This is a genomic window from Streptosporangium sp. NPDC003464 (genome assembly GCF_053588315.1).
This window is the reverse complement of record NZ_JBSFPS010000072.1, coordinates 1-20,855: the sequence shown is the minus strand read 5'-3', so window position 1 is coordinate 20,855 and position 20,855 is coordinate 1. Positions and strand designations below refer to the sequence as shown.

20 protein-coding genes are annotated in these 20,855 nt (G+C 69.8%); 13 read left to right on the top strand and 7 right to left on the bottom strand.

Annotated features, from left to right (window positions below):
- Positions 1–16: 16 nt before the first annotated feature.
- Together ACWDS7_RS18110 and ACWDS7_RS18105 are read right to left on the bottom strand one after the other, a co-directional pair.
- Positions 17–2,158: a DUF6049 family protein gene (locus ACWDS7_RS18110; protein WP_451930204.1), complete on the bottom strand. Its 2,142-nt coding sequence runs from the start codon at positions 2,156–2,158 to the stop codon at positions 17–19.
- Between the two features lie 46 nt (positions 2,159–2,204).
- Positions 2,205–2,726, bottom strand: coding sequence for an aminoacyl-tRNA deacylase (locus tag ACWDS7_RS18105; RefSeq protein ID WP_306861563.1), 522 nt, complete (start codon positions 2,724–2,726; stop codon positions 2,205–2,207).
- A gap of 160 nt (positions 2,727–2,886) precedes the next feature.
- On the opposite strand from ACWDS7_RS18105, the gene ACWDS7_RS18100 reads away from it, so the two are divergent.
- Positions 2,887–4,287, top strand: coding sequence for a CCA tRNA nucleotidyltransferase (locus ACWDS7_RS18100; RefSeq protein WP_451930203.1), 1,401 nt, complete (start codon positions 2,887–2,889; stop codon positions 4,285–4,287).
- 22 nt (positions 4,288–4,309) lie between these two features.
- Positions 4,310–5,581: an adenosylmethionine--8-amino-7-oxononanoate transaminase gene (locus ACWDS7_RS18095; protein WP_451930202.1), complete on the top strand. Its 1,272-nt coding sequence runs from the start codon at positions 4,310–4,312 to the stop codon at positions 5,579–5,581.
- Here ACWDS7_RS18095 and ACWDS7_RS18090 read toward each other — a convergent pair.
- Entirely contained in the window at positions 5,535–6,833 is a 1,299-nt protein-coding gene (locus tag ACWDS7_RS18090; RefSeq protein WP_451930201.1) for an MFS transporter, read from the bottom strand. The two genes, ACWDS7_RS18095 and ACWDS7_RS18090, sit on opposite strands and share 47 nt — an antisense overlap.
- Before the next feature lie 138 nt (positions 6,834–6,971).
- Between ACWDS7_RS18090 and idi the strand changes: the two genes are divergently transcribed.
- Positions 6,972–7,553 carry an isopentenyl-diphosphate Delta-isomerase gene (gene idi / locus ACWDS7_RS18085; RefSeq protein WP_451930200.1) on the top strand — a complete coding sequence of 194 codons (582 nt, stop codon included), beginning with the start codon at positions 6,972–6,974 and terminating at the stop codon, positions 7,551–7,553.
- A 116-nt stretch (positions 7,554–7,669) separates the two neighbouring features.
- Here idi and ACWDS7_RS18080 read toward each other — a convergent pair whose 3' ends face one another.
- Positions 7,670–8,749: an inositol-3-phosphate synthase gene (locus ACWDS7_RS18080; RefSeq protein WP_306861553.1), complete on the bottom strand. Its 1,080-nt coding sequence runs from the start codon at positions 8,747–8,749 to the stop codon at positions 7,670–7,672.
- Positions 8,750–8,776: 27 nt separating this feature from the next.
- Positions 8,777–9,466, bottom strand: coding sequence for a PadR family transcriptional regulator (locus tag ACWDS7_RS18075; RefSeq protein WP_306861550.1), 690 nt, complete (start codon positions 9,464–9,466; stop codon positions 8,777–8,779).
- A 545-nt stretch (positions 9,467–10,011) separates the two neighbouring features.
- Between ACWDS7_RS18075 and ACWDS7_RS18070 the strand changes: the two genes are divergently transcribed.
- The 3 genes from ACWDS7_RS18070 to ACWDS7_RS18060 all read left to right on the top strand — a co-directional run bounded on the left by ACWDS7_RS18070 (position 10,012) and on the right by ACWDS7_RS18060 (position 15,206).
- Positions 10,012–12,645, top strand: coding sequence for a transglycosylase domain-containing protein (locus ACWDS7_RS18070; protein WP_451930199.1), 2,634 nt, complete (start codon positions 10,012–10,014; stop codon positions 12,643–12,645).
- The gene (locus tag ACWDS7_RS18065) at positions 12,645–13,952 is read left to right on the top strand and encodes a glycosyltransferase family 87 protein (RefSeq protein WP_306861546.1); all 1,308 of its coding nucleotides are present in this window, start codon (positions 12,645–12,647) and stop codon (positions 13,950–13,952) included. The genes ACWDS7_RS18070 and ACWDS7_RS18065 overlap by 1 nt, the downstream gene beginning before the upstream one ends.
- 135 nt (positions 13,953–14,087) lie before the next feature.
- Positions 14,088–15,206 carry a mannosyltransferase family protein gene (locus ACWDS7_RS18060; protein WP_451930198.1) on the top strand — a complete coding sequence of 373 codons (1,119 nt, stop codon included), beginning with the start codon at positions 14,088–14,090 and terminating at the stop codon, positions 15,204–15,206.
- Positions 15,207–15,264: 58 nt separating this feature from the next.
- On the opposite strand, the gene ACWDS7_RS18055 is transcribed toward ACWDS7_RS18060, so the two are convergent.
- Entirely contained in the window at positions 15,265–16,023 is a 759-nt protein-coding gene (locus ACWDS7_RS18055) for a deoxyribonuclease IV (RefSeq protein ID WP_451930197.1), read from the bottom strand.
- 104 nt (positions 16,024–16,127) lie between these two features.
- On the opposite strand from ACWDS7_RS18055, the gene ACWDS7_RS18050 reads away from it, so the two are divergent.
- Complete coding sequence (locus tag ACWDS7_RS18050) at positions 16,128–16,310, top strand: hypothetical protein (RefSeq protein WP_031158341.1); 183 nt, start codon at positions 16,128–16,130, stop codon at positions 16,308–16,310.
- Positions 16,311–16,349: 39 nt separating this feature from the next.
- Here ACWDS7_RS18050 and ACWDS7_RS18045 read toward each other — a convergent pair whose 3' ends face one another.
- Positions 16,350–16,661: a hypothetical protein gene (locus tag ACWDS7_RS18045; protein WP_451930196.1), complete on the bottom strand. Its 312-nt coding sequence runs from the start codon at positions 16,659–16,661 to the stop codon at positions 16,350–16,352.
- A 221-nt stretch (positions 16,662–16,882) separates the two neighbouring features.
- Between ACWDS7_RS18045 and rpsF the strand changes: the two genes are divergently transcribed.
- From rpsF to ACWDS7_RS18015, 6 genes are all read left to right on the top strand, one after another.
- A complete protein-coding gene (gene rpsF, locus ACWDS7_RS18040; RefSeq protein ID WP_184947277.1) occupies positions 16,883–17,173 on the top strand; it encodes a 30S ribosomal protein S6 in 291 nt (96 codons plus the stop codon).
- A 77-nt stretch (positions 17,174–17,250) separates the two neighbouring features.
- Positions 17,251–17,826, top strand: coding sequence for a single-stranded DNA-binding protein (locus ACWDS7_RS18035; RefSeq protein ID WP_451930195.1), 576 nt, complete (start codon positions 17,251–17,253; stop codon positions 17,824–17,826).
- 122 nt (positions 17,827–17,948) lie between these two features.
- Positions 17,949–18,185, top strand: a complete 237-nt coding sequence (rpsR, locus tag ACWDS7_RS18030; RefSeq protein ID WP_012895699.1) for a 30S ribosomal protein S18 — start codon at positions 17,949–17,951, stop codon at positions 18,183–18,185.
- 14 nt (positions 18,186–18,199) lie between these two features.
- Complete coding sequence (gene rplI, locus ACWDS7_RS18025; RefSeq protein ID WP_306861523.1) at positions 18,200–18,646, top strand: 50S ribosomal protein L9; 447 nt, start codon at positions 18,200–18,202, stop codon at positions 18,644–18,646.
- Positions 18,647–18,833: 187 nt separating this feature from the next.
- A complete protein-coding gene (locus tag ACWDS7_RS18020; protein ID WP_306861521.1) occupies positions 18,834–19,694 on the top strand; it encodes an ABC transporter substrate-binding protein in 861 nt (286 codons plus the stop codon).
- Between the two features lie 177 nt (positions 19,695–19,871).
- Positions 19,872–20,723, top strand: a complete 852-nt coding sequence (locus tag ACWDS7_RS18015) for an amino acid ABC transporter permease (protein ID WP_451930194.1) — start codon at positions 19,872–19,874, stop codon at positions 20,721–20,723.
- Positions 20,724–20,855: the final 132 nt, after the last annotated feature.

Genomic DNA, 20,855 nt, shown 5'->3' with positions numbered 1-20,855 from the left:
GCTAAACCGCTGGTGCTCAGGACTCGGTGCCGGCCGGTGCGCTCGCCCGCCGGGGCGACACGGGGGCCGCCGCGGCGCGGCGGGTCCCCCGCCGGCGCAGGACGCGCATGATCACCGCTGCCAGCATCACCAGGAGCGCCGCTCCGACGATCACCAGGGCGATCCCGGTGTAGCCGGTGGTCCGCACGGTCAGCTCGACGGGTCTGCCGTATTTGCGGCCGTCCTCGGTGGTGAGCTGGACCGTCACGGTGGTCTGCCCGCCGGTCGTCGTGGTCGCGGTCATCGGGACGCGGATGGTCCGGTTCTGGCCGCCCCGGATCACGATCGGGTCGTCCTGGGCCTCGTAGGGCTCGATCTTCAGCAGGTTGGGCTGGTCGGAGGTCACCTCCAGCTTGACCTCGACCTCGTTGCCGTCGACGTCCGGGCCCAGCCCGTTGTGGACGGTGATCGGCACCTCTCCGTTCTTGCCGGCCAGCGTGCGGACCTGGGTCTGCTCGGTGCCGGTGATGGAGATCTTCCCGATCCGCTCGTCGACGGCGGTCCCGACCTGCTTGACGTACGGCGTGGCGGTCTCGGCCCTGTCCCGCCAGGCGGAGGAGGTGAGCCGGAGCAGCGCGAGGTCGAAGACGTTGGCGTCCTGCCCGGTGGTCACCGTGGACGTCAGGTCGGCGCGGGCGGCCACCCGCCTGACACTCGACACGTACGGCCTGCCGAGCTCCTTGCGCCGGTCCTGGTCGGTGTAGGTCAGGTCGGTCCGGGCCGTGGGGACGCCCTTGCCCTTCTTGATCGCGTCAAGCGTGGCCGGGGCGAGCCACGGCAGGGTGGCGGCCGTCTTGGTCAGGTCGGTCACATAGGCCGGGTCCGGGTTCCAGCGCCGGGGCGGGGCGCCGATCACGGTCCTGGAGGTGGTGACGGGCTCGGAGCCGATCATCGCGGTCTCCGCGATGAACCGCTGGCGGTTCAGCAGGGCCGCGCCGGGGACGGAGGTGTCGGCGCCGATGACCTCGCTCAGCGCCGTGTCGGCGACCAGCGCGGTGACCGGGCCGCTCACGCTCTCCACGGTCGCGGAGGCGTCCGGGGTGGTGGCGGACGGGATCGCCGGCGGCAGGTTCGGCGCGTTCAGCAGCACGGTGCGGACGCCGCCGGTGGCCAGCAGGTCCAGCCCGTCGTAGTCGAGCAGCCCGTTCGCCGGCCAGTTGATGTCGGTGCGGATGTCGCGGCCGAGGATCTCCTTGGCGACGGTCCCGGCCGCCTTGATCCCGGTCGAGGTGATGTCGTCGACGCCGTTGTGGGCCAGCGCGGCCACGTCGGGGTCGGCGTAGGGGGTGGCCACGACCGGAGGCTCGGCGAGGGCCGTGCGGAGCTCGCCGAGCCACTTGGCGGCCGTGGCGTCCGCCGGGTGGCTCTCGCCCGCCTCCTCGGTCCGGACCGTGTGCGCCTTGCTCAGCGCCCGCGCGTCGTCGAGCAGGGCGGGGTCGACCACCCAGGTGAGCCCCTTGGCCGAGGCGGTGTCCTGGGCGATCTTCAGCAGGTTGCCCAGGCGCTTGCCCTCGGCCATGGACGCCGGCAGGCCGTCGTTGACGAAGATGCGGTCGTCGGCCCGGCGGGGCTGGTCGATGATCGGCAGGACCATGGCGAGCCTGGTGCGGGGCACCTTGGTGCCCTTGGGCAGGTAGGTGACGAAGGTGCGCTGGACGGCGAGCTGCTGGCCGAGCGGGTCGAGCACCTCGACCATGACCGGGTAGACGCCGAACCGGGACAGGCCCAGCTGCTGCGCCGTGGTGGGGAACTCCCACGGCACCTTGGCCGAGGGCGCGACCTGCGGGACGTTGGACTGGGTCCAGGTGACGGGCTGGAACGCCTGGCCGCTCAGGTAGGACGCCATGTCGGCGCGCTGGGCGAACGGCTGGGACGAGTAGCGCATCCGGATCCGGAGGTTGGTGAGGGCCTCGGTGCCGGGGTTGGTGAAGGAGCCGGAGATCTTGATCTCGGACGTCGGCTCACGGGGCACGTCGGGGCTGATCGCCTCCACCACGAGCTGTGGGCTCTGGCGGCTCACCGTGGTCGTCTGGGCGTTCGCCGTAGCAGGAAACACCACGGCCGCTGTGGAGAGCAGCGTGGTGGTGAGCACGGCGAGCAGCGCGGCCTTGTTGATCACATGCCGGCCATGGGTCGAGTACGGCGCACGCCCGTAATGCTATGGCCTATCCAGCGAGGGGAAAGGTCGTCTGCTCTCTCCGTGACCGGGAATGGACTAGGTCAATGGGCTTCCCTGAGACAAGTGTGAGCAGGTGGTCGGCGCGTATCCGCAGCGCCGTGTGACGCTCTCCGGTGGGAGTGTGAACGATCTGCGCGGTCCCGGTGAGCCGCTCGTCGACCAGCACGGTCAGCCCGTCGGGCAGCAGCAGCGGGCAGATCAGCCCGGCGGCGTAGTCGGTGACGGAGTTCACGGTGAAGGCCGAGGCGGGCCGGACCCGGCGGGCGCCCAGGGTGCCGCCGATCACGCCGAGCGGGAGGGGGGATCCGACGGTGCTGACGACCGCGACGGACTCGCGGCCGATCCGGGTCGTGACCTCGAAGACTGTGACCTCCACGCAGGTCGCCGGGCTCGCGGACAGCAGCTCCGGCAGCTCGTCGACGCATGTCATCGCGCGCGGAAGGCGTACGATCTCATGGTGGACCTGGTGTGCGAGGAGCCAGCGGTGGATCGCGAGGGCGTCCTTCATGTATGTGCTCCTTGCCTCGACGCACGGCCCCCGACGGTCTCCTGACTGACCGTAACCTGGTGATCGCTTCAGGTGTATCCCCAGAGGGGAACATGTTCCGTAACCGAAGGACCTACCCGGCTTGTCCCTTTCAAATCTGTCTGAGAGCCAGCGACACGGCATGAGCGAGCTGTTCCGAAAGATCGCTCCTGTGGCCGATGAGCTCGGCGAACTGTTCGCCGCCCGGGGGTACCAGATCGCCCTCGTGGGCGGCTCCGTCCGCGACGTCTTCCTCGGCAGGATCGGCAACGATCTCGACCTGACCACGGACGCGCGCCCTGAGGCGGTCCTGGAGCTCATCCGGGACTGGGCCGACTCCATCTGGACGATCGGCATCGACTTCGGCACGGTCGGCGTGCGCAAGGGCAACTGGCTGCTGGAGATCACCACCTACCGCAGCGAGTCCTACGACCCCGCCTCGCGCAAGCCCGAGGTGGCCTACGGCGACACGCTGGAGGGCGACCTCGCCCGGCGTGACTTCGCGGTCAACGCGATGGCGCTGCGCCTGCCGTCCCGCGAGTTCGTGGACCCGCACGGCGGTCTCGACGACCTGCACGCCAGGGTGCTGCGCACGCCCGGTCCTCCCGAGCGGTCCTTCGACGACGACCCGCTGCGGATGCTCCGCGCCGCCAGGTTCGCCAGCCAGCTCGGCTTCGCCGTGGACCCCGGGGCGTTCGCCGCGATGACCGCGATGGCCGAGCGGATCGAGATCGTCTCGGCCGAGCGGATCCGCGACGAGCTGAACAAGCTGATCTGCGGCGAGCACCCCCGCGAGGGGCTCAAGATCCTCGTCGACTCCGGGCTCGCCTCCCACGTCCTGCCCGAGCTGCCCAAGCTCCGTCTGGAGATCGACGAGCACCACCGGCACAAGGACGTCTACGAGCACACGCTGATCGTGCTGGAGCAGGCGATCGACCTGGAGGAGAGCGGCCCCGACCGCATCCTGCGCTGGGCGGCGCTCCTGCACGACGTGGGCAAGCCCAAGACCCGCCGCCACGAGCCCGGCGGGCGGGTCTCCTTCCACCACCACGAGGTGGTGGGCGCGCAGCTGGCCAAGAAGCGCATGTCGGAGCTGAAGTTCCCCAAGGACGTGGTGGCCGACGTCTCCCGCCTGGTGGAGCTCCACCTGCGCTTCCACGGCTACGGTACCGGGGAGTGGACCGACTCGGCGGTGCGCCGCTACGTCCGCGACGGCGGGCACCTGCTCGAACGCCTGCACAAGCTGACCCGCGCCGACTGCACCACGCGCAACAGGCGCAAGGCCCAGGTCCTGTCCCGGACCTACGACCAGCTCGAGGAGCGCATCGCCCGGCTGGCCGACGAGGAGGAGCTGGGGAAGATCCGCCCCGAGCTCGACGGCAACGAGATCCAGGCGCTCCTGGGCGTCGCCCCGGGCCCGGTCGTCGGCCGCGCCTACAAGTTCCTCCTGGACATGCGCCTGGACAAGGGCGTCATCGGCAAGGAGGCCGCCGCCGACGCACTGCGCGGGTGGGCTCACGAGAACGGGCTGCTCCCTGAGTAGGGGCGCGGGCCACGACGGCGCGGTGGGCCCGGACGGCCTCGCGGGTCCGGCCGGCGCCGTGCGCCCCGACGGTCTCGCGGACCTGGACCGTGAGCACGTCTGGCATCCTTACGCGGCCGTGCCGCCCCGGGGGCCGGTCCACGTGGTCTCCCGGGCCGAGGGAGTACGGCTGACGCTCGCCGACGGCCGGGAGCTGGTCGACGGGATGTCGTCGTGGTGGGCGGCGATCCACGGCTACAACCACCCCCGGCTCAACCAGGCGCTGAAGGACCAGGTCGAGGACATGGCGCACGTCATGTTCGGCGGGCTCACCCACGGGCCCGCCGTACGGCTGGCCCACACGCTGGCCACCATGACCGGGCTGCCGAAGGTGTTCATCGCCGACTCCGGCTCGGTGGCCGTCGAGGTCGCGATCAAGATGGCCTTCCAGTTCACCGGCAGGAGCCGCCTGCTCACGGTCCGGGGCGGATACCACGGCGACACCTTCGGGGCGATGGCCGTCTGCGACCCGGTCAACGGCATGCACCACCTGTTCTCCGGCGCGCTGCCCCGGCACGTGTTCGCCGAACGGCCGCCGGCGGAGTTCGACGAGGGCTACGCGGCCCGGCTGGCGGAGCTGGTCGCCCGGCACGCCCACGAGCTGGCGGCGATCATCGTGGAGCCGGTCGTCCAGGGGGCGGGCGGCATGCACTTCTACCATCCGGCCTACCTGCGCCGGCTCCGTGAGCTGGCCGACGAGCACGGTGTCCTGCTGATCGCCGACGAGATCGCCACCGGGTTCGGCCGGACCGGTGAGCTGTTCGGGTGCGACCACGCCGGCGTGCGGCCCGACATCATGTGCCTGGGCAAGGCGCTGACCGGCGGCTACCTGTCGCTGGCCGCGACGCTGTGCACCGAGCGGGTGGCGGCGGGCATCGGGGTGCTGATGCACGGGCCGACCTTCATGGGCAACCCGCTGGCCACCGCCGTCGCCGGCGCCTCCCTGGAGCTCCTGGCGGAGCGTCCGTGGCGCGAGGAGGTCAAGCGGATCGAGACCGGCCTGGCCGAGGGCCTGGCGGAGGCCGCGCGGGCGCCCGGGGTCAAGGACGTGCGGGTGCTGGGCGCGATCGGGGTCGTCGAGACCCACGAGCCCGTCGACGTCGCGGCGGTCCAGGACGTCGTCATGCGGCACGGGGTCTGGCTCCGCCCGTTCGGCCGGCTGATCTACACGATGCCGCCCTACTCGATCGGCGACGACCTGGAGAGGATCACGACGGCGATGACGGCAGCGGCTCGGGCGCTCGGCCCGGGGTGACCACCCGGTAGAGCGCCGCGCCGCCCACGTATCCGGCGGTGATGAGCCCCAGCACCAGCATCGACCGGCCGTCGGCCGGCAGCAGCGTCGCGGCCAGCGCCGCGGCCAGCACGTAGGTGCCGTTGAAGAGCATGTCGTAGATCGAGAAGGCCCGGCCCAGATAGGCGTCCTCGACGTCACGCTGGACGCTCGTGTCCGCGCAGATCTTGATGCTCTGCCCGGCGACGCCGAGCACGAAGCCGCCGACCGCGAAGCCCCACTGCTGGAAGGAGAAGCAGAGGGCGAACGTCAGCACCCCGGCGGTGGCGAGCATGGCCGGCACCCACCGCTCGATGCCGAAGCGCTCGGTGGCCCACGGCGTGACCAGGATGGCCAGGGCGTAGCCGACCCCGGAGGTGGCGACCACGAGGGAGGCGGCGTTCAGGGCGTCCTCGGCGCTGTCGGCGAAGTAGTAGCGCGACAGCATCACCAGCATCGCCGTGCACATGCCGTACATGAACCGGTGGGTGGCCATCGCCCCCATCGCGGCCGCGGCGGCCCGGTGGTGGACGATGTGCCGCACGCCGTCGGCCATGCCGGTCAGCACGTGACGCACGGCCTCGCGGGCCTGCGGCCGGTCGGGGTCGTAGGCCGGGCCGAGCAGCCGCCTGTCCATGGTCCTGGAGATGAGCGCGCTGAACCCGAAGACGAGGCCGGAGACGATCAGCAGCACCGCGGTGCCCTGGTGGTCGGCCCCGAAGACCTTCCGCAGCAGGTAGCCCGCGCCCACGCCGACGAAGGTCAGCACGGTGCCGGAGGTGGGGGTGACCGCGTTGGCCACCATCAGCCGGTCGGCCGGGACGACGTGCGGGAGCGAGGCCCCCAGCGCGGCGAGGAAGAAGCGGTTGACCCCGAGGACGGCGAGCGCGGCGGTGTAGAAGAGCCCGTCGGGGGCGCCGGCGGCGACGAGGGCCGCGGCCACCAGCAGCAGCGCCCCGCGGACCATCGGTGCGATCACCAGGATCTGCCGCCGGGACCAGCGGTCGATGAACACGCCGACGAAGGGCCCCAGGATCGAGTAGGGCAGGAACAGCACGGCCAGCCCGGCGGCGATCGCGACGGCGCTGGTGCTCTTCTCCGGGCTGAAGAAGGCGAATCCGGTTACGCCGAACTGGAAGATCCCGTCGGAGAACTGTGAGACCAGGCGGGTGCCGAACAGCCGCCGGAAGTCCCGACCTTCCAGGACCACGCGTAGATCGGATACGAATGACACGCGCTCAGCCTACGCTCGGCCGCCCCCGCGGAGACATCAGGAACTTCCCTGATATGCGTGAACGGACATTTCCTCACCTTTCGTGATCTAAAGCTGATCGGACATGACAGAGCGGCATGGTCACGTACCCTCGATCGGGTGACGCCTCATGAACACGTCGTGCTCGTCGACCCCGAGGGCAACGCGATCGGCACGGCTCCCAAGGCCGTGGTGCACGGTCCCGACACCCCTCTCCACCTCGCCTTCTCCAGCTACGTGTTCGACGGGCAGGGGCGGGTGCTGCTCACCCGCAGGGCGTCGCACAAGATCACCTGGCCCGGGGTGTGGACCAACAGCTGCTGTGGCCACCCCCTGCCCGGCGAGCCGATGCCGGAGGCGGTGACCCGCCGGCTCGCCCACGAGCTGGGGCTGCGGGCCGACCGGGTCGACCTGCTGCTGCCGCGCTTCTCCTACCGGGCGGTCATGGACAGCGGGATCGTCGAGCACGAGCTCTGCCCGGTCTACCGGGTGGTCGTCGGGTCCGACGCGGTGCCCAACCCCGACGAGGTCGACGACGTGCGCTGGATGCCGTGGAAGGAGTTCGTCGACGGGGTGCTCGGCCACCGGCTGGCCGTCTCCCCGTGGTGCCTCGAACAGCTCCCCCATCTGGCCGAACTCGGCGCCGACCCCCTCGCCTGGCCGGTCGCCGACCCGGCCGGGCTGCCCGCCGCCGCCCGCTGACCGCCGCCCGCTGACCACCGTCGCCGACCCGGCCGACAGATCCGGCCGCCGGCCCGGCCGAAAGACGCGGACAGGCCCCCGCCCGGACGGGCGGGGGCCTGTTCACTGCCGGGCGCTCAGCGCTCGACCTCGCCGCGGATGAACTTCTCCACGTATTCGCGGGCCTCGTCGTCGGAATACTGCTCCGGCGGGGACTTCATGAAGTAGGAGGAGGCCGACAGGATCGGCCCGGCGATGCCCCGGTCCAGGGCGATCTTCGCGGCGCGGACCGCGTCGATGATGATGCCGGCGGAGTTGGGGGAGTCCCAGACCTCCAGCTTGTACTCCAGGTTCAGCGGGGTGTCGCCGAAGGACCTGCCCTCCAGGCGGACGTAGGCCCACTTGCGGTCGTCGAGCCACGGCACGTGGTCCGACGGGCCGATGTGCACGTCGGCCTTGCCCATCTCGTGCGGGATCTGGGAGGTGACGGACTGGGTCTTGGAGATCTTCTTGGACTGCAGGCGCTTGCGCTCCAGCATGTTCATGAAGTCCATGTTCCCGCCGAAGTTGAGCTGGTAGGTGCGGAGCAGCTCGACCCCGCGGTCCTCGAACAGCTTGGCCATCACACGGTGCGTGATGGTGGCGCCGACCTGGGACTTGATGTCGTCGCCGACGATCGGGACACCGGCGTCGGTGAACTTCTGGGCCCACACCGGGTCGGAGGCGATGAACACCGGCAGCGCGTTGACGAAGGCGACCTTGGCGTCGAGGGCGCACTGGGCGTAGAAGCGGTCCGCCTCCTCCGACCCGACGGGCAGATAGGAGACCAGGACGTCGACCTTGCTGTCCTTGAGGACCTGCACGACGTCGACCGGGATCTCGTCGGACTCCTCGATCATGTCGCGGTAGAACTCGCCGAGACCGTCGAAGGTGTGGCCGCGCTGCACGGTGACGCCCAGGGGCGGCACGTCGCAGATCTTGATGGTGTTGTTCTCCGAGGCCACGATCGCCTCGGACAGGTCACGCCCGACCTTCTTGGCGTCCACGTCGAAAGCCGCGACGAACTCGACGTCGCCGACGTGGTAGTCGCCGAACTTGACGTGCATCAGGCCCGGCACCCGGGCGCCGGGGTCGGCGTCCCTGTAGTAGTGCACGCCCTGCACGAGCGACGTGGCACAGTTGCCTACACCGACAATGGCTACGCGCACCGAACCCATGGCACTCGCTCCCCTTGTTCTGAGTGGTCAGTTGTCTTCCGGGGCGGCACGCCGCCCCGAGTCATCCGCTCCGGGCGCGGGCGCCCGGAGCGTTCCTTCTTGTGTGGACTGTCCTTGTGCGGACTGCCGCTCTTCGTCGGCCGAGGAGCCGCGTCGCTCGGTGGCGATCAGCTCATTCAACCAGCGCACTTCGCGTTCGACCGACTCCAGGCCGTGACGTTGCAGCTCAAGGGTGTAGCTGTCGAGCCGCTCCCTCGTGCGGGCGAGAGCCGTGCGCACGCCGTCCAGCCGCTCCTCCAGCCGGCTGCGGCGTCCTTCCAGGATGCGCAGGCGGACCTCGGCCTCGGTGTGCCTGAAGAAGGCGAAATGGACCCCGAAGCTCTCGTCCTCCCAGGCGGACGGGCCTGCCTGGGTGAGGAGCTCCTGGAGCCGTTCCTTGCCCTCCGCGGTCAGCTTGTAGACGATCTTCGACCGACGCCCGGTGAGCGTTATGGGGCTCTCCGTAGGGGCAGAGGCCGTGTCGGACGCGCTGTCCTCCACGATGAGCCCGTCGGTCAGCAGCTGCCGGAGGCAAGGGTAGAGCGAACCGTAGGAGAACGCCCGGAACATGCCGAGCAGAGCGTTGAGCCGTTTGCGCAGCTCATAGCCGTGTAATGGGGTCTCGTGCAGCGACCCGAGCACGGCGAGCTCCAGCACGCCACCGCGTCCACCGGCCACTGGAAACCACCACCTCTCGCGCCGATGTATCGAGCCGATACATCTTGAGGATACGTCGAACCAACATATCTCTGCAATTAACGACTTTCCCAAGAGGTTGGGAGCAAACAGTAAAAAGCCGTAGTGTGACGCCTATGTGGTCATGGCGAATGGTGGCGGGCGATGGCCCCCGCATGGCCGGGACCGCCTTCCAATACGGGGAATCCCGCGCTCACGTGGGAGAGGTCTGCCAAGGTTGTTCTCGGAACCACCCGCAGGTCTCGTCCGTCCCCGGGAATGGAGATCCACCCGCAGGAGTCGGCTACCACTAAGCCAAGGTGGTGAGATCCTCCGTGATCTGGAGGTAATCTCACCCGCCAGCACGCCGTCGTAGACCCCGATGACCCGAACGAGGACGCGTGAGTCACAGCAACAGCCATGACCCGGAGCCGGACGGACGCCAGCAGCGCCCGGACGCGTCGGCTCGCCAGGGGCGGCGCCGTCGCTCGAACCCAGGTGCCGCTCCCCGTGCAGTTCCCCCGCCCCAGCCGTCCCAAACCGGTGACATGAGCTGGAACCAGTCCCAGGCGCAGACGCAGGTGCAAGGGCGGGCGCAGGGCATGGGGCCCGACCCTCGGGACTTCGGGCGGGCGCCGCAGGGCGCCGGGTACGACCCCCGGGAGACCGGCCGGATGCCGCAGGGCGCCGGATACGACCCGCAGGGCGCCGGGCCGCGCCGGCGCGACACCGACCCGGGCGGGGGCCGTCGCCCCGAGGCCGCCTTCGAGGACACCCAGGCCATGCTCGCCGCCCAGGCCAGGAGCGAGCGGTCGGCGGGCTCCGGCCCCGGTGACACCGGCGGGCGCGGCAGGCGCGGGCGCGGCACGCGCGGCGCGGCGGGCCCGCAGGGGCGCGCGGGCTCCGGCGGGCCGGGGGGTCCCGCCGGACGCGGTCCCGGCGACGGAGACGGTCCCGGCGACGATGACGGGCACGACAGGCCGGGGCGCCAGGGCTGGAAGCGCTTCCTGCCCAACTGGAAGATCGTGGTGGCCAGCTTCACCGTCCTCGCCGCGGGCGTCTTCGGCATGATCGCGGTCGCCTACGCCAACACGCCCGTCCCCAAGGTGACCCAGGACAGCGTCGACGACCAGGGCAGCGTCATCTACTACAGCGACAAGAGCGTGCTCGCCCGCCTCGGCGTCAAACGGACGATCGTGACGATCGACAAGATCCCACGGCACGTCCAGGACGCGGTGATCGCCGCGGAGAACCGCAGCTTCCGCGAGGACAACGGCATCGACTTCAAGGGCATGGCCAGATCGCTGCTGAGCACCGTGAGCGGCGAGCAGGTCCAGGGCGCCTCGACCATCACCCAGCAGATGGCCCGTAACTACTACGGCGGCCTCAGCCAGGAACGGTCGATCCAGCGGAAGATCAAGGAGATCTTCGTCGCGGTCAAGCTGGACAAGGAACTGTCCAAGGACACGATCCTCGCGCAGTATCTCAACACCATCTACTTCGGCCGCGGCGCCTACGGCATCCAGGCCGCCGCGCAGGCGTTCTTCAACAAGAACGTCGGTGAGCTGACCCCGCAGATGGGCGCCTACCTCGCCGGCCGCATCCAGAACCCCGACGCCTTCGACCAGGCCGAGAAGGCCAAGAACCTGGCCCCCACCCAGGAGCGCTACGACTATGTGATCAAGGGCATGGCCCAGCTCGACCCCGGCAAGTACGGCCCGCTGCCCGCCAAGTTCCCCACGGCCCCCAAGCGGATCGCCCTGCGGACCAAGGACTACTACCAGGGCATCAAGGGCTACATGATCACCGAGATCCTCCGGGAGCTCGAGAAGCGGGGCATCAGCCAGGAGGACGTCGAGCAGCGCGGTTACAAGATCTACTCGACGTTCGACAAGAAGCTGATGCTCGCGGCCAAGAAGGCTGTCGAGGAGAACACCTCCGGCCTCTCCTCCGAGATCCACACCGGGCTCGCGGCCGTCGACCCCCGCAACGGGAGGGTCGTCGCCTTCTACGGGGGCCCCAGCTTCACCAAGCGTGAGTGGAACGACGCGTTCATGTCCGAGAAGCAGGCGGCGTCGGCGTTCAAGCCCTACGTCCTGGCCGCCTGGCTGGAGGAGGGCAACAGCCTCAACAGCTACCTGTCGGGCAAGGGGCCGATCAAGGCGCCGGGCACCAAGGACATCAAGAACTCCCACGACGTCCCCGGCGGCTCGGTCAACACCATCAGGGCCACCGCCGAGTCCATCAACACGGCGTTCGTGCAGATGGGCATGGAGGTCGGCCTGGACAAGGTCGTCCAGATCGCGGCCGGCGCGGGCCTCAGCGAGCAGAAGCTCAAGGAGACCCAGGCCAGGCACGCCTTCGCGCTCACCATCGGGTCGGGCCCGGTCACCCCGGTCCAGCAGGCCGGCGGCTACTCGATCTTCGCCAACGAGGGCAAGCACTACGAGAACCACGTCGTGATCGAGGTCACCGACCGCGACAAGACGAAGGTGATCAAGGAGAGCATCCAGCCGACCCAGGTCATCAGCCCCGACAGCGCGGCCGACGCCATCGTCGCGCTGCAGCAGGTGGTCAAGGACCCGCGCGGCACCGGCAGGGCCGCGGCCCTGCCCGACCGGCCGGTGGCGGGCAAGACCGGCACCAACGATGAGAACAAGGAAGCCTGGTTCGTCGGGTTCACCCCGCAGCTGTCCACCGCCGTCGGCATGTACCGGCAGGACAAGAAGACCAACGGCGAGATCTCGCTGGGCGCCGACATCCAGGGCGCCACCTACCCCACCCGGGTGTGGCACGCCTTCATGGCGGAGGCCATGAAGGGCAAGGAGGTCCTCCAGTTCCCGCCGCGCGCCAACGTCGGCACGGACAAGAACCTCGCGCCCAAGCCCGTCCCGACGCCGACCCCGACGCCGGAGCCCGACGATCAGGGCTGCCTGCCCGGGGACATCACCTGTGACTCCGGCGACGGCACCGGCTTCCCCGACGAGGACGGCCAGCCGACCACGCCCGACGACCAGGGCTGCCTGCCCGGGGACATTACCTGTGACTCCGGCGACGGCACCGGTCTCCCCGACGGTGACGGCGGCGACATCGGTGACGGCGGCGACATCGGCAGCGGCGGCGGCGCTCCCCCGGTGGTCGCGCCGGACCCCCGGCACCGGTCGTCCGGGCAGCGTCCCTGATGGACAGCCTCCAGTCGGCGCGGAGCACGGTGTCCGGCCTCGGCGCGCGGGCGGTCCCCTACGTGCCCCTGGCCCTGTTCGCGGGGCTGGGGGCGGTGCTCGCCTACCTGTGGAAGTGGCCCTGCCGCTTCGGCGGGGCCTGGAACCACGGGACCCTGCAGTTCACGAACTTCTGCTACACCGACATCTACCCGCTGTGGTGGAACGAGAAGCTGAACGAGGGCAAGGTCCCCTACTTCGGCCATCCGGTGGAGTATCCCGTCGGCATCGGCGGGATCATGGAGTTCTTCCGCCGGATCGTCACGCCCATGAGCGACCCCGGGACGGCGTTCTACGACCTGACCGTGATCCTCATGGCGCTCTGCCTGGTCGTCGGCGTGCTGCTGATGGCCGCGCTGGCCGGGCCGGCCCGGCGCTGGGACGCGCTCTGGTACGCCCTGGCCCCCGCGCTGATCCTGACCGCCTACATCAACTGGGACCTGGCCGCCAACGCCCTGGCGCTGGGCGCGCTGCTCGCCTGGGCGAAGCAGCGGCAGTGGCTGGCCGGCGTCCTGCTCGGCCTGGCGATCGCCACCAAGTTCTACCCGCTGATGTTCCTCGGCCCGCTGTTCCTGCTGACGCTGCGGACCGGTAAATGGATGCCGTTCCTCAAGACGGTCGGCGGCGCGGCCGGGATCTGGCTCCTCGTCAACGTGCCGATCATGTTGACGGCCTTCGACGGCTGGAAGCGGTTCTACGTCTTCAGCCAGGAGCGCCCGGCCGACTGGGGCTCGATCTGGTATTTCTTCAACCAGAAGCAGTGGCCGATCCTCGGCGACGCCGAGCGGCTCGACACGCTGGGCGTCCTGTCGCTGGCGGCGTTCTGCCTGGCGATCGCGGTGCTCACGGTGACGGCCAAGACCCGTCCCCGGCTGATGCAGCTGTGCTTCCTCACCCTGGCCGCGTTCATGCTGACCAACAAGGTGTGGTCGCCCCAGTACGTGCTCTGGCTGGTCCCGTTCGCGGTGCTGGCCCGGCCCAACTGGAAGGCGATCGCGCTCTGGCAGGTCGCCGAGTGCTGGTACTTCTTCGCGATCTGGCTCTATCTGGTCGGCATCCAGCCGGGCAACGAGGCGCTGGGCATCTCCGGCGACACCTACTTCACGGCGGTGTGGGGCCGGGCGATCACCATCCTGATCATGATGGGTCTCGTCGTGCGGGACGTCCTGCGGCCGGACAAGGACGTGATCCGGCAGGACGGGACCGACGACCAGGCCGGTGGCGTCTTCGACGGGGCCCCCGACCGGTTCAGGATCGCGCTCTCGTAGTCTCTCCCGGTCCCCGGGGGCCGCTGTCCCGCGGCTCCCGGTGGCCGCTGTCCCGCGGCGACCGGTCAGTGGTGGTCAATTTCATGACATTTCCGGCTGGCCGTAGAGCATCCTGATCCACCACAATTCCAGCATATGATCACCCCCCGCGAGTCTCCGCGCGACACCGCGACGGAGGCACTCATGCTCTGGCTGAGCTCCCGGCTGGGAATCGTCGTCCTCGCCGTCGTGGGGGCCGGGGCGATGTCGGGGGGAGAAGCCGTTGCGCCGTTCCTGGACCGCTGGAAGCACTGGGACACCGCGCTCCTCATCACCATCGCCGAGCACGGCTACGGCGGCGACCCCGCCGCCGAGCCGGACAAGGGGCTGCCCGCGTTCTTCCCGGGGATGCCGTTGACGCTCCGCGCGGTGCACGCGGTCGTGGGCGACTGGACGCTCGCCGGGCTGCTGATCTCCTTCGTGGCCGGCGCCGTCGCGACGGTGGCGCTGGCCAGGCTCGCCGAGTTCGAGGGGCCGCCGGGCGCCGGATGGCGCGCGGTGCTGGCGCTGCTGCTCTGGCCGATGTCGGTGTTCCTGTTCACCGGCTACAGCGAGGCCCTGTTCCTGGCCTTCGCGATCCCGGCCTGGCTGGCGGCGCGTCAGGGCCGCTGGCCGCTGGCCGCCGGCCTCGCGGCGGGCGCCTCCTGCATGCGGATCACCGGACTGTTCCTGGCCCTCGCACTGATCGTGGAGTTCTTCACCAGGCGGCAGGCCGTACGGCAGGCGTGGCTGCTGGTGCTGCCGTTCGTGCCGCTGGTGCTCTACTCCGCCTACCACTACAGCCGCAGCGGTGACTGGATGGCGTGGAAGCACGCCCAGGAGGCCGGGTGGGGACGGCACATGGTGTGGCCGTGGGAGTCGCTGATCACGACGTGGAACTCGGCCATGGGAGAGGGACGGTTCGCCTGGGCGTTCCGGCTGGAGATAGCCGGGGCGGTCGTCGGGGTCGGGCTCGTGCTGGTCCTGCTCTACCTGCGGCGGTGGAGCGAGTTCATCTATGTGGGGCTCCAGGTCGGCGCCCTGGTCTGCTCCGCCTACTACCTGTCGATCCCGCGCTCGGCGCTGCTGTGGTGGCCGCTCTTCCTGCTCATCGCGCGGGCCGGCACCCCGGGCGCGCGCTGGAGACGGTGGGTGATCCTCGGCTACGCGCTGGTGGTCGGCCCGCTGATGGTGCTCAACACGCTGACTTTCATGGACGGCGCCTGGGTGGGGTGACTTTCCTTACCCACCCTTGGCGCGGAGTAATCCAGAAAAGTTATCCACAGGCTGTGGATCAAATGCGCTTCCTGAGGAGGGCGATGTCCTCGGCCTGGCCGGCGGCCGGTGTCTCCACCACGATCGGCGCGCCCGCGCTCCGGCACACCGTGAGGATGGCCTCGGTGTCGATCTGACCCGCGCCGAGGTTGGCGTGCCGGTCGGCGCCGGAGCCCGCGGCGTCGCGCGAGTCGTTGCAGTGGATCAGGTCGATCCGGCCGGTGATCGCCATGATCCGCTCGACCACGTCGGTCAGGTCCTCGCCGCCCGCGTGGGCGTGGCAGGTGTCCAGGCAGAAGCCCACGTCGAAGCCGTCGAGGGCCTCCCACAGCCGGGCGATCCGCTCCAGTCTGCGGGCCATCGCGTTGTCGCCGCCCGCGGTGTTCTCGATGAGCACCGGGACCTCGTGCTCCGCCAGGCGCTCGAAGACCTTGCGCCAGTTGTCGAAGCCCTTCTGCGGGTCGTCGCCGGCGTTGACGTGGCCGCCGTGGACGATCAGGCCCTTGGCGCCGACCTCGGCCGCCGCGGCGAGGTGGGCGCTCAGCAGCTTGCGGCTGGGGATGCGGATCCGGTTGTTGAGGGTCGCCACGTTGATCACGTAGGGGGCGTGGACGTAGACGTCCACGTCGGAATCCTTGATCTCCCGGGCCTTGTCGCCGACGACCGGGCCCTTCCAGCTCTGTGGATCACCGAGAAAGAACTGCACGACCTCGGCGTCGCGTGCCCTGGCGTGGGCGAGTGGGTCGTCCTGGTCGACATGGGCTCCGATACGCGGCATGTGTTCGAGCGTAACCCGTTTCGAGGGGCTGTTCACGGGAAGTCGCACGGCGCGCCCCGATGCCCGCTCCCCCCCCTCGCGCGGGCCGAACGCAAGGAGTCGAAGTGGCTTACTACAGAAGAGGGATCAGCCTGATCGGCCTGATCTACATCCTGGTCGGCCTCTACGTGGCCTGGGTCTACGACTACATCACCCCCAAGCTCCTGAAGGACGTCGCCGAGGCGTTGCTGGCGGTCTTCCTCTGGTTCCTCGTCCTGCTCGGCGTTGACCTGCGGCTGGGCGGCTAGCCGTACGGGCCGGACGGGCGTGGCCGCCGGGCGGGGACCCTACGGGTAGAAACCACCGTGGTAGATGCCGAGGGCCACGCCCACGAACGAGGCCACGATGCCGACGATGTTCAGTGCACGCTCGGCCGTCGTGGCCGAGACGTACTGCGAGTAGAGACCTCCGAAGAACCCCACCGTCCCCAGCCACGCCCCGACCGCGTGGGCGCTGGGGACGAAGGCACTCAGGAAGGCGATCAGCCCGCAGGCGAGCGTCACGACGCTCAGGACGTTCTCGACGGGGTGCCGTCGCCCGTCGCTGTTCAGCCTGAACCGGGACGGCCGGCCCTCGGTGGAACGGAACACGTGAGGCATGGCTCACCACCCCCTCTCCCCATGGTAGGGAGGTGCCCGGCGCGGCGGCCGTCCAACCCTTGACAGACTGGTAGGCTGGCACGGCTACGTTGCATGGGGCGTGTCATCGCCCGCCCTCCACCACGGCCGCCGAAATGGGCGTCCGGGGTGAAGACGTCAGCGTCCTCCTGTCACGGCACGGTGTCGTGACCGCAAGAGTCCAGAGGAGGTTGGAAGCCAGCATGCGTCGTTACGAAGTGATGGTCATTCTCGACCCTTCGCTCGATGAGCGTACGGTGGCCCCTTCCCTCGACCAGTTCCTCACGGTCGTCCGCAATGACGGCGGCACCGTGGAGAAGGTCGACGTGTGGGGCCGTCGGCGGCTGTCCTACGACATCGCCAAGAAGCCCGAGGGCATCTACGCCGTCATCGACCTGACCGCTGAGCCCGCCACGGTCAAGGAGCTCGACCGGCAGATGAACCTCAACGAGGGCATCCTGCGCACCAAGGTCCTGCGTCCGGACGTGCACTAATCCCCGGCATTTTGTCGGGCGGCAGCCGTACTCTGAGCCGATAACCAGCTAAGGCCGCAGGAAGGGCAGCGCTAGCCATGGCAGCAGGCGACACCACGATCACCATCGTCGGCAATCTCGTCGACGACCCGGAGCTGCGGTTCACCCCGACGGGGCAGGCTGTGGCCCGGTTCCGCATCGCATCCACTCCCCGGTTCCTCGACAAGACGACCAACGAGTGGAAGGACGGCGAAGGCCTGTTCCTGACCTGCAACGTGTGGCGGCAGGCGGCGGAGAACGTCGCCGAGAGCCTCCAGCGCGGCATGCGGGTCATCGTTCAGGGACGGCTGCGCCAGCGGTCTTACGAGACCAAGGAAGGCGAGAAGCGCACGGTCTACGAGGTCGAGGTCGACGAGGTCGGCCCCTCCCTGCGTAACGCGACCGCCAAGGTCAACAAGACCGCCCGTCAGGGCGGTGGCGGTGGCGGCGGCTTCGGCGGCGGTCCCGCCAACGACCCGTGGGCCTCCGCGGCGCCCGCCGCCCCCCAGGGGGGCGGCTACGGCGGCGGTGGTAACAACTACGGCGGCGGCGGTGGCGGCGGCTTCGGCGGCGGCCAGCAGCAGGGCGGCGGCAACTTCGGCGGCGGCGACTTCAGCGACGAACCGCCCTTCTGAGTCGAGCCCTCCAGGTCGGGCGGCCGTCCTGTCCGGGCGGCCGGAGACCGCATCCTGAAACCCAGTCCATATCCGCAGCGACCATTCCCGCCGCACGGCGGGGCTCTGAAAGGAGCACCACGATGGCCAAGCCGGCACTGCGCAAGCCTAAGAAGAAGGTTTGCCTGTTCTGCCATGACAAGATCTCCTACGTCGACTACAAGGACACGGCGCTGCTCCGGAAGTTCATCTCCGACCGCGGCAAGATCCGTGCCCGCCGGGTGACGGGCAACTGCACCCAGCACCAGCGTGACGTGGCGACCGCTATCAAGAACGCTCGTGAGATGGCGCTCCTGCCGTACATGAGCACCGCGCGCTAAGGAGGTCCGGACAGATGAAGCTCATTCTCACCAGTGAGGTCTCCGGCCTCGGCGCCCCCGGCGACATCGTCGAGGTCAAGAGCGGCTACGGCCGTAACTACCTGCTCCCCCGCGGCTTCGCGATCCTGTGGACGCGCGGCGGCGAGAAGCAGATCGCCTCGATCAAGAAGGCCCGCGACGCCCGCGAGATCCGCGACCTGGGCACCGCCCAGGAGGTCGCCGGCCAGCTCAAGGCCCTGAAGGTGGTCCTGAAGACGAAGGCCGGCGAGTCCGGCCGGCTCTTCGGCTCCATCACCACGGGCGACGTCGCCGAGGCGGTCAAGGCCGCCGGCGGCCCGCTGCTCGACCGCCGCCGCATCGAGATCGCTCCCGCGATCAAGAGCCTCGGCTCCCACCGGGTCAGCGTCAAGCTGCACCCGGAGGTCTCCGCGTCCCTCGACATCGAGGTCGTCGCGGCCTGACCGGCCATGCGTGAGGAGGGCCCTTCCCGCTCGGGGAGGGCCCTTTCCGTGCAGGGAAGGGCCCTTCCCGTATGGGAGGGTCTCCGTATGGAGAGATGACGGGCATCCGGATAGCGAGACTGCGTCACTCGGGGTCACCATGCGTCCGTAGAATTCGTGAGTCGTTGCTTGATTTTGGAGGTTTGTCATGGTTCGTCCTTCGATGCTGCTTGCGCTCGGCGCCCTCGCGGTGGCCGCCGTGGCATGTGCGCCGGCTTCGGAAACGACGGCCAAGGCGAGTCCGTCCGCCCCGGCCACCTGCGCCAAGGACCAGCTCACGCTGAAGACCCCGGGCAAGCTGACCATCGGCACCGACAAGCCCGCCTACGAGCCCTGGTTCAAGGACGACGACCCGGCCAACGGCAAGGGCTTCGAGAGCGCGGTGGCCCACGCCGTCGCCAAGCAGCTCGGCTTCGACACCGGCGAGGTGACCTGGGCCACGGTGAAGTTCGACTCCGCCTTCGCCCCCGGCGCCAAGCAGTTCGACTTCGACCTCAACCAGGTCTCGGTGACCCCCGACCGGGCCAAGGTCGTCGACTTCAGCAAGGGCTACTACACGGTCAAGCAGGCCGTGGTCGCGCTGGACGGCTCCAAGGTGGCCTCCGCGACGGACCTGGCCGCCCTCAAGGACGCCAAGATCGGCGTGCAGGTCGGCACCACCTCCCTGCAGGCGGTCAAGGACGTCATCAAGCCGGCGGCCGAGCCGAACGTCTACAACGAGCAGATCGACGCGGTGAACGCGCTGAAGAACAAGCAGGTCGACGCGGTGGTGGTGGACCTGCCCACCGCCTTCTACGTGACCGCCGCCCAGGTCGAGAACTCCAAGATCGTCGGCCAGTTCGGCGCCACCTCCGGCACGCCCGAGGTCTTCGGCGCGGTCTTCGAGAAGGGGAGCCCGCTGGTGGGCTGCGTGAACGAGGCGATCGACAAGCTGACCTCCTCCGGTGAGCTGGCCAAGATCGAGACCGAGTGGCTCGGCTCGGCCGCGGGCGCCCCGGAGCTGAAGTGAGCCGGACGCGCATCCCCGGTGCCGGTCCGAGGCCGGCGCCGGTCGCCCCGCCGGCCCGGAACGGCCTGCGCGGCCGCGACGGCCTGCCCGTCCTGGGCGGTCTGCCCGTCCGGGGCGCCGCCCCCGCCGGAGAGCGGTGATCGCGTGACGGCTCCCACCGAGGAGAACGGTGATCCTGTGACGGTGACCCGGGCCGGCTGGGTGAAGAGCGGGCGGCAGGTGGAGCGGGAGCGGCTCCGCAGGAACAGGTCCATCCGGTCGAGCTCGATCGCGACCGCCTCGACCATCCTGCTGATCGTCCTGCTCGTCTGGGGGTTCACCAACTCGCCCGGCTGGCCCCGGGTCCAGGAGACGTTCTTCAACCCCGAGCAGTTCGCCAAGGCGCTGCCGGACGTGCTGAGCGGGTTCCTGCTCAACGTCAAGATCTTCCTGATCGCCGAGCCGCTGATCCTGATCCTGGGTCTGCTGGTCGCGCTGGCCCGCAACCTCACGGCGCCGGTGTTCTTCCCGCTGCGCGCGCTCGCGGTGGCCTACACCGACATCTTCCGCGGCGTGCCCACGATCCTGGTCATCTACCTCGTCGGCTTCGGCCTGCCCGCGCTCGGCCTGCAGGGCGTGCCGACGGATCTGGCGACGCTGGGCGTCATCGCGCTCACGCTGTCCTACGGGGCGTACGTGGCCGAGGTGTTCCGGGCGGGCATCGACTCGGTGCACCCGAGCCAGTGGGCGGCCGCCCGGTCCCTCGGCCTCAACCACGGCAAGACCATGCGTTACGTGGTAGTGCCGCAGGCCGCGCGCCGGGTCGTGCCGCCGCTGCTCAACGACTTCGTCTCGCTGCAGAAGGACACCGCGCTGGTGGCCACCATCGGCCCGCTGGAGGCCCTGCGCCAGGCACAGATCCACGCCGCCAGCACCTTCAACTACACGCCCTACCTGGTCGCGGCGCTGCTGTTCATCCTGCTCACCATCCCCATGGCCCGCTTCACCGACTATCTGGCGGCCCGGTCGCAGCGGCGGCGGGGCCAGTGAACGCGCGCGGCGGGCGGCCCGGCGGGCCCGGCGGCCCCGACCCACGGCCCGGCGGCCCGCCGGGTGAGGAGAACCCATGAGCCTGCTGACCATCGAGGGCGTCTGGAAGAACTACCACGGCCCCAGCGTGCT

Coding starts and splice junctions, on each gene's coding strand:
- ACWDS7_RS18060 (WP_451930198.1), top strand. CDS start 14,088: ATGATCACCCCCCGCGAGTCTCCGCGCGACACCGCGACGGAGGCACTC.
- ACWDS7_RS18035 (WP_451930195.1), top strand. CDS start 17,251: ATGGCAGCAGGCGACACCACGATCACCATCGTCGGCAATCTCGTCGAC.
- ACWDS7_RS18055 (WP_451930197.1), bottom strand. CDS start 16,023: ATGCCGCGTATCGGAGCCCATGTCGACCAGGACGACCCACTCGCCCAC.
- ACWDS7_RS18065 (WP_306861546.1), top strand. CDS start 12,645: ATGGACAGCCTCCAGTCGGCGCGGAGCACGGTGTCCGGCCTCGGCGCG.
- rpsR (WP_012895699.1), top strand. CDS start 17,949: ATGGCCAAGCCGGCACTGCGCAAGCCTAAGAAGAAGGTTTGCCTGTTC.
- ACWDS7_RS18100 (WP_451930203.1), top strand. CDS start 2,887: ATGAGCGAGCTGTTCCGAAAGATCGCTCCTGTGGCCGATGAGCTCGGC.
- ACWDS7_RS18070 (WP_451930199.1), top strand. CDS start 10,012: ATGAGCTGGAACCAGTCCCAGGCGCAGACGCAGGTGCAAGGGCGGGCG.
- ACWDS7_RS18020 (WP_306861521.1), top strand. CDS start 18,834: ATGGTTCGTCCTTCGATGCTGCTTGCGCTCGGCGCCCTCGCGGTGGCC.
- ACWDS7_RS18105 (WP_306861563.1), bottom strand. CDS start 2,726: ATGAAGGACGCCCTCGCGATCCACCGCTGGCTCCTCGCACACCAGGTC.
- ACWDS7_RS18045 (WP_451930196.1), bottom strand. CDS start 16,661: ATGCCTCACGTGTTCCGTTCCACCGAGGGCCGGCCGTCCCGGTTCAGG.
- ACWDS7_RS18080 (WP_306861553.1), bottom strand. CDS start 8,749: ATGGGTTCGGTGCGCGTAGCCATTGTCGGTGTAGGCAACTGTGCCACG.
- rplI (WP_306861523.1), top strand. CDS start 18,200: ATGAAGCTCATTCTCACCAGTGAGGTCTCCGGCCTCGGCGCCCCCGGC.
- rpsF (WP_184947277.1), top strand. CDS start 16,883: ATGCGTCGTTACGAAGTGATGGTCATTCTCGACCCTTCGCTCGATGAG.